Below are 6,949 nucleotides of genomic sequence, written 5' to 3'. Positions count from 1 at the left end.
TTATTTTACCAACGCTTCAAAATGCTAAAAAAGTATGGTAGTTTTAGTTACTGGTGCATCAGGTCAATTGGGACAATCATTGCAATACATTGCAAAAGATTACAACGATTGTGAATTTATTTTTGCATCATCACAAGAATTTGATATTACAAATCAAGAACAAGTAAATCTGTTTTTTAAGAAGACTAAAATTGATTTTTGCATTAATACAGCCGCCTACACAGCAGTAGACAAAGCAGAAACAGAAACTGAAAAAGCCCACGCCATTAATGTTTTAGGATCAAAATATTTAGCGATTGCCTGTAAAAACAATAAGGTAAAACTGATTCACATTTCTACTGATTTTGTTTTCGACGGAACGTCAGCCAAACCTTATTTAGAAACTGATACAACGAATCCGTTAGGTGTTTATGGTGCTACAAAATTAAAAGGTGAATTGGAAATTATGCACAATATGAGCGACTATTTCATCATTAGAACTTCATGGGTTTATTCTCAATTTGGAAATAATTTCATGAAAACCATGTTGCGATTGGCATCCGAAAGAGATAGTTTGAATATTGTATCTGACCAAATAGGTTCACCAACTAACGCAGTTGATTTAGCCAAAGCGATTATGAACATCGTTTGTCACACTGACCGCAGTCGAAGTGCCAACTTCCAACCAGAATTTGGTATTTACAACTTCAGCAATGAAGGAAATGCAAGTTGGTACGATTTTGCCGCAGCAATATTCAAAATAAATAATATTTCTATTGAAGTAAATCCTATTCCAACGGAAGCTTTTCCAACACCTGCAAAAAGACCAAAATATAGTGTTTTAGACAAATCAAAAATTAAGAATACATTCAATATAGAAATTAAAAGCTGGCAGGAAGCTTTGCAACCATACAACCAATGAAAATAATATTAATAACTGGAGCAGCAGGTTTTTTGGGTTCTCATTTGTGCGATCGTTTTATCAAAGAAGGTTATCATGTCATTGGAATGGATAATTTGATTACTGGCGATTTAAAAAACATAGAGCATTTATTCAAACTCCAAAATTTTGAGTTTTACAATCATGATATTTCAAAATTTGTACATGTTGCGGGCGACTTAGATTATATTTTACATTTTGCATCGCCAGCAAGCCCAATAGATTATTTAAAAATACCTATTCAAACTTTGAAAGTTGGATCGCTTGGAACACACAATTTGTTAGGATTGGCAAGAGTTAAAAAAGCTAGAATTTTGATAGCTTCAACTTCAGAAGTGTACGGAGATCCTTTGGTACATCCTCAAACCGAAGAATATTTTGGAAATGTAAATACGATAGGACCACGTGGCGTTTATGATGAAGCCAAGCGTTTTCAAGAGTCTATTACGATGGCGTATCACCGTTTCCACGGATTGGAAACAAGAATTGTTCGTATTTTTAATACTTATGGACCAAGAATGCGATTGAACGATGGTCGTGTTATTCCAGCTTTTATAGGACAAGCTTTGCGTGGCGAAGATTTGACCATCTTTGGAAATGGACTCCAAACACGTTCATTTTGTTATGTTGATGATCAAGTAGAAGGCATTTTTAGATTATTACATTCAGACTACGTATTTCCAGTAAATATTGGTAATCCAGACGAAATAACCATTAAAGATTTTGCTGAAGAAATTATAAAACTTACAGGAACCAATCAGAAAATTGTATACCATGATTTGCCAGAAAATGATCCTCTGCAACGACAGCCTGACATTACAAAAGCCAAAGAATTATTAGGTTGGGAAGCCAAAGTATCTCGCTCTGAAGGTATGAAAATTACCTATGACTATTTCAAATCACTTCCCAAAGAGGAATTGTTAAAAGAAGAACACAAAGATTTTTCGGGTTATATTCACTAAAAAATGACAAAAGGAAGGTATTCAAAATACATTCGACCCATGAGCATCACTATCGATTGTGTTTTGCTTATGATTTTGGCGAGTTTTTTTATGAAAAACTTTTCGATTCCGCAACCTTATTTCATGATTTATCAAGTAATCGTTTGGCTGGGATTGGCTTATTTCATAGGTTTTTATGAAGTTTATCGGTTTACAAAACCAGTAGAAATAATGGGTCTGTTGTTCAAGCAATTTTTTGTCTTTTCTTTATTGGTAATGGCTTATTTTACGGTAACCAAAGATATTATTGATAGTTTATGGCGATTTATATATTTCTTAATCACATCATTTGTATTAATTGCGATTTTTAAGTCATTTTTATTTTATTATTTAAAAAAATATAGAATAGTTTTAGGTGGAAATTATAGAAATGCAATTATAATTGGATACACAGAAAGTGCCAAAAACCTTCAAAATTTATTTCAAACAAGGCTGGATTATGGCTATCATTTTAAAGGCTTTTTTTCTGATAAAATAATAAATAACGAAGTAAATGGAACCGTTTCAGAAATTCAACAATTTGTTTTAGAAAATAAAATCGACGATATTTATTGCGCAATTGAAGAACTATCAAGCGAACAATTGAAAGATTTAGTTGAATTTGCAGATTACTACAAAAAAACCATCAAGTTTATTCCAGAATCAAATCAAATTTATTCCAAAAACTTAAAAATAGATTATTATGAGTTTTTCCCTATTCTATCGCTTAAACGAACACCATTAAACGAACCTTTATTAAAATTTATTAAAAGACTATTTGATATTTTGTTTTCACTTTTCATTATAATTTTCATTTTTTCTTGGCTGTTTCCTATTATTGCTATTTTCATAAAAGTTGAATCAAATGGTAGTGTCTTTTTCAAACAAGGAAGACCTGGATTGGATGAAAAAGAATTTTTTTGCTTAAAGTTTCGCTCCATGCATATTAACGAAACCACCGAAAAATCGGTTATAAAAAATGATGTTAGAATAACCAAAGTTGGTTCTTTTTTAAGAAAAACAAGTCTTGACGAATTACCACAGTTTTTTAATGTTTTAGCCGGCGATATGTCGACAGTTGGGCCAAGACCACATTTATGGTTGCACAACAATGAATACCAACATAAGATAAAAAAATACAATTTTCGTTTGCACATAAAACCTGGGATTACGGGATTGGCACAAGTAAAAGGATTTCGCGGTGAAATAGAAACCGATGATCAAATGGTCGATAGAATAAAATTTGATTTGTTTTATATTGAAAATTGGACGCTTTTGCTCGATTTAAAAATAATTTTTCAAACGGTTATTAATATTTTTAAAGGTCAAGAAAAAGCTTATTAAATGAATGAACTAGTTTCTATAATAACGCCATGTTATAATTCTGAAAAATTTATTTCAGACACTATTAAATCAGTTCAAAATCAAACATACTCTAATTGGGAAATGATTATTGTAGACGATTTTTCGCAAGATAAAACAGTCGAGATTATTCACAATTTTATGGAGGAAGATGTTAGAATACATTTAATTAAATTGAATAAAAACACTGGTACTGGCGTGGCAAGAAATACTGCTTTAAAAAATGCCTTTGGAAGATATATTGCTTTTTTAGATTCTGATGACTTATGGCATCCAGACAAACTTAAAAAACAATTGGATTGGATGCAAAATAAAAAAGTACCATTTAGCTTTTCATTTTACGATTGTATAACAGAAAAAGGAGATGTACTAAATAAACAGATTCAAGCGCCATTAAAATTAACATATAGACAATTGTTCTTCTGTAATTTTGTAGGTAACTTAACTGGAATTTACGACACCCAATATTTTGGGAAAATTGCTATTTCCTCGGTTAGAAAAAGACAAGATTGGATAGTATGGCTAACCATTTTAAAACAAATTAAATTAGCTGAACCTATCACCGAAAATTTGGCAAGATATAGAGTAAGAGAAAACTCAATTTCGGCATCTAAAAAAAGTTTACTACATCACAATTATGCTGTATACAGAGAGTTTCATAAATACAACAAAATAATTTCTTTATTCTGTATGGTAGGATTTCTGTTTGCACAATTATTGATAAAACCAAGATTCACAAAAAAGTTATAACATCGATTTAAATTGCTTCAACTTCCCACGATTGCTTCTTTCCAAAAATAATTTTCTAGTAAAATTAAACTTTAAATTGGGTTCTAAATACAAAGAAATGGCGTCTTCAATTTTTTTAATTTGTAATGAAGTTAATTCCAATTCAGAAACATAATCAATCTCAAAAGTATCTGTTTTGGTTTGAATAATAATAAATTCCTTGACGTTTCCATCGTCTTCAATAATACTTTTGGTTACGTAGTAAAAAGTCAATCCTGGTGATTTTTTTCCACTGGGTAAAATAGCCACATCATTGGTTCGACCAATTAATTGTTTTAAAATAGGTTTTTTTAGTGTGCTTTTTTCGTCCAAAATCCCAATATCACCAATATCGTATCGAATAAACGGATGTGCTTTATTGAAGAGTGAAGTAATTACAATGCGACCTTCTTTACCATAAGGCAAAACCTTATCATCATCATCTAGAATCTCTACAAAAAGGGTTTCTGAATTGACTTGCCACTCGCCATTTGTGTTTTGAAAAGCAATCAAATCCAGTTCGGAAGCACCATATTCATTGACTATGGGAATTCCAAATTGTTTTTCCAACAGTATTTTATCATCTTCAAAAAGCATTTCAGAGGTAACCATACATACTTTTAATGTAGGACAAATGGTAGCTAAAACGATATTTTTTGATTGCAAAAATTTGGCAAATAAAACAATCGATGAAGTGTAACCGTTAATATAATCGAATTTTTTATTTCGAAATTTCTGCAAAAATTTTTCTAAAAATTCATCAGACAAATCAAAAATGGTGAATCTGTAACGATTGCTCAAAAAATCTTTCAATCGTTCTTTTGCATTGCCAATAAAATCTAACGGAATGCCATAAAATCTGGCTTGATATGATGAATTAAAATCAATACCATACCAACCAAACCTGTAAATTATGGAAGCCCAAGTCATGGCATGTGCATATTTATCTTTAGCAAAAATAAATGGATCGCCACTAGAACCTGAAGTTTTGTTTACAAAAACTTTGTTTATAAGAAAACGAGCTGAAAGCCTTTGTTGTAAAGGTTTTTGAAGATTTTTTTTGGTCAAAACTGGTAAATCTTCCCAGTTTCTATAAATTGTTGAACCAACCAATTCTTGATAAAAAGTATTATTTTGAAGGTGAAAACAGACTATTTCTTCTTTTTTATTTTCAATAAATAATTGGTGTTCTTTTTCTGATAAACTAATTATTTTATTAAATTCAACTTGCGCATTCTTTATTGGAAAACGATTTAATTGGAGTGTTAAGTTGAATAGTTTGAACATTTAAGCAACTTTTTGAAAATCAAACTTTTTAATAGTTTGAAATTCTGTGTTTTTATATTCCATTTCTTCTTCAATATCAAAATCGTCTTGAAGTCCCAACCAAAATTTCGCCGAATTTCCAAAATATAAACTCAATCGCAAAGCAGTATCGGCTGTTATTCGCCTTTTCCCTTTCACAATTTCTGAAATTCTTGTTTGTGGGATTTTTAACTCTTTAGATAATCGATACGATGTAATTTCTAAAGGAATTAAAAATTCTTGTAGTAATATTTCTCCTGGATGGATGTTTTTTAATTTTTCCATTATTTACTTTTTTAATGATAATCCATAATTTGTACTTCGCTACCATTTCCGTTTTCCCAAGTAAAAATAATCCGCCACTGGTTGTTTATTCTAATACTGTAAAATTCCTTTAAATTCCCACTCAGTTTTTCTAATCTATTAGAAGGTGGAATTCTTAAATCATTTAAATCATTTAAATCTTGTGAATTATTGAGCATTCTTAATTTCCTTCTTGCAATTTGTTGAATTTGTATTGATGGTTTTTTTACCACAATTCCATTCCAAATTTTTTCCGAATCTTTTGAGCCAAATGAAACAATCATACCTCTTGCGTTACTAACGTCAAAAGTAGCTAAAATAAAATTATTATTTCAATATAAAACAAACTATTTTTGCATTATCAAACAACTACATCATGACAATTTTACTTTTAGGATCTGGCGGACGCGAACATGCACTAGCTTGGAAAATGCTTCAAAGCTCAAAATGCACGCATCTTTTTGTGGCTCCAGGAAATGCTGGAACAGAAACCATTGCTAAAAATGTAAATCTGAATATTCTGGATTTTGAAGCCATAAAAACATTTGTCATTCAAGAAAATGTTGAAATGGTTGTGGTTGGTCCAGAAGACCCACTGGTTCACGGTATCTACGATTTTTTCAGAAATGATTCTCAACTTAAAAATATTCCTGTTATTGGTCCATCAAAAAATGGCGCACAACTGGAAGGTAGTAAAGAATTTGCCAAACAATTTTTGGTAAAACACAATATTCCAACTGCCGGATATGATAGTTTTACGGCAGAAACTGTAGAAAAAGGTTGTGCATTCCTAGAAAGTTTGGAACCGCCGTATGTATTAAAAGCAGACGGACTGGCCGCTGGAAAAGGAGTTTTAATCATTAAAGATTTAGACGAAGCCAAAGTAGAACTTCACAACATGTTGGTCAACCAAAAATTTGGTCAAGCCAGCTCAAAAGTAGTCATAGAAGAATTTTTGGATGGTATTGAATTAAGCTGTTTTGTTTTAACCGATGGAAAAAACTATAAAATATTGCCCACTGCCAAAGATTATAAACGAATTGGCGATGGCGACACAGGACTTAATACTGGCGGAATGGGAGCTGTTTCTCCAGTACCTTTTGCAGATGCTGTCTTATTAGAAAAAATAGAAACTCGAATTGTAAAACCTACTATTGAAGGTTTTCAAAAAGATGGAATAGAATACAAAGGGTTTGTTTTTATTGGTTTAATTAACGTGAAAGGAGAACCGATTGTCATAGAATACAATGTCCGAATGGGCGATCCTGAAACCGAAGTGGTTGTGCCTAGAATAAAAACTGATTTGGTTGAA

General features: G+C 31.4%; 8 protein-coding genes. 5 read left to right on the top strand and 3 right to left on the bottom strand.

Going from position 1 to position 6,949, the window contains the following annotated elements; genetic code table 11:
* The first annotated feature begins 34 nt into the window (after positions 1–34).
* Genes rfbD through RMN92_RS11575 form a run of 4 tightly spaced genes read left to right on the top strand, consistent with a single transcriptional unit; the run spans position 35 to position 4,011 of the window.
* Entirely contained in the window at positions 35–901 is an 867-nt protein-coding gene (rfbD, locus tag RMN92_RS11590; protein ID WP_309609607.1) for a dTDP-4-dehydrorhamnose reductase, read from the top strand.
* On the top strand, positions 898–1,881 hold the full coding sequence (locus RMN92_RS11585; protein ID WP_309609606.1) for an SDR family oxidoreductase: 984 nt from the start codon (positions 898–900) through the stop codon (positions 1,879–1,881). The genes rfbD and RMN92_RS11585 overlap by 4 nt, the downstream gene beginning before the upstream one ends.
* A 3-nt stretch (positions 1,882–1,884) precedes the next feature.
* Positions 1,885–3,243, top strand: coding sequence for an undecaprenyl-phosphate glucose phosphotransferase (locus tag RMN92_RS11580; RefSeq protein ID WP_309609605.1), 1,359 nt, complete (start codon positions 1,885–1,887; stop codon positions 3,241–3,243).
* Positions 3,244–4,011 carry a glycosyltransferase family 2 protein gene (locus RMN92_RS11575; protein ID WP_309609604.1) on the top strand — a complete coding sequence of 256 codons (768 nt, stop codon included), beginning with the start codon at positions 3,244–3,246 and terminating at the stop codon, positions 4,009–4,011.
* On the opposite strand, the gene RMN92_RS11570 is transcribed toward RMN92_RS11575, so the two are convergent.
* The 3 genes from RMN92_RS11570 to RMN92_RS11560 are packed head-to-tail and all read right to left on the bottom strand — an operon-like array spanning position 4,006 to position 5,921.
* The gene (locus tag RMN92_RS11570) at positions 4,006–5,316 is read right to left on the bottom strand and encodes a phenylacetate--CoA ligase family protein (RefSeq protein WP_309609603.1); all 1,311 of its coding nucleotides are present in this window, start codon (positions 5,314–5,316) and stop codon (positions 4,006–4,008) included. The genes RMN92_RS11575 and RMN92_RS11570 overlap by 6 nt on opposite strands.
* On the bottom strand, positions 5,317–5,619 hold the full coding sequence (locus tag RMN92_RS11565) for a HigA family addiction module antitoxin (RefSeq protein WP_309609602.1): 303 nt from the start codon (positions 5,617–5,619) through the stop codon (positions 5,317–5,319). It abuts the gene before it with no gap.
* A gap of 11 nt (positions 5,620–5,630) precedes the next feature.
* Positions 5,631–5,921 (bottom strand): type II toxin-antitoxin system RelE/ParE family toxin, encoded by a 291-nt coding sequence (locus RMN92_RS11560; RefSeq protein WP_309609601.1) that lies wholly within the window; start codon positions 5,919–5,921, stop codon positions 5,631–5,633.
* Between the two features lie 92 nt (positions 5,922–6,013).
* Between RMN92_RS11560 and purD the strand changes: the two genes are divergently transcribed.
* The coding region (purD, locus tag RMN92_RS11555; protein ID WP_309609600.1) for a phosphoribosylamine--glycine ligase at positions 6,014–6,949 on the top strand (936 nt) is incomplete at its 3' end.

Origin of the sequence: Flavobacterium sp., from assembly GCF_031363805.1 — a bacterium.
Taxonomy (GTDB): Bacteria; Bacteroidota; Bacteroidia; order Flavobacteriales; family Flavobacteriaceae; genus Flavobacterium.
The sequence above is the reverse complement of the archived record's forward strand: the minus strand, read 5'-3'. Positions and strand labels throughout refer to the sequence as shown.

Bases quoted from the DNA above. Each gene is read 5' to 3' on its own strand.
- rfbD (WP_309609607.1), top strand. From the start codon at position 35: ATGGTAGTTTTAGTTACTGGTGCATCAGGTCAATTGGGACAATCATTG.
- RMN92_RS11585 (WP_309609606.1), top strand. From the start codon at position 898: ATGAAAATAATATTAATAACTGGAGCAGCAGGTTTTTTGGGTTCTCAT.
- RMN92_RS11580 (WP_309609605.1), top strand. From the start codon at position 1,885: ATGACAAAAGGAAGGTATTCAAAATACATTCGACCCATGAGCATCACT.
- RMN92_RS11575 (WP_309609604.1), top strand. From the start codon at position 3,244: ATGAATGAACTAGTTTCTATAATAACGCCATGTTATAATTCTGAAAAA.
- RMN92_RS11570 (WP_309609603.1), bottom strand. From the start codon at position 5,316: ATGTTCAAACTATTCAACTTAACACTCCAATTAAATCGTTTTCCAATA.
- RMN92_RS11565 (WP_309609602.1), bottom strand. From the start codon at position 5,619: ATGGAAAAATTAAAAAACATCCATCCAGGAGAAATATTACTACAAGAA.
- RMN92_RS11560 (WP_309609601.1), bottom strand. From the start codon at position 5,921: ATGATTGTTTCATTTGGCTCAAAAGATTCGGAAAAAATTTGGAATGGA.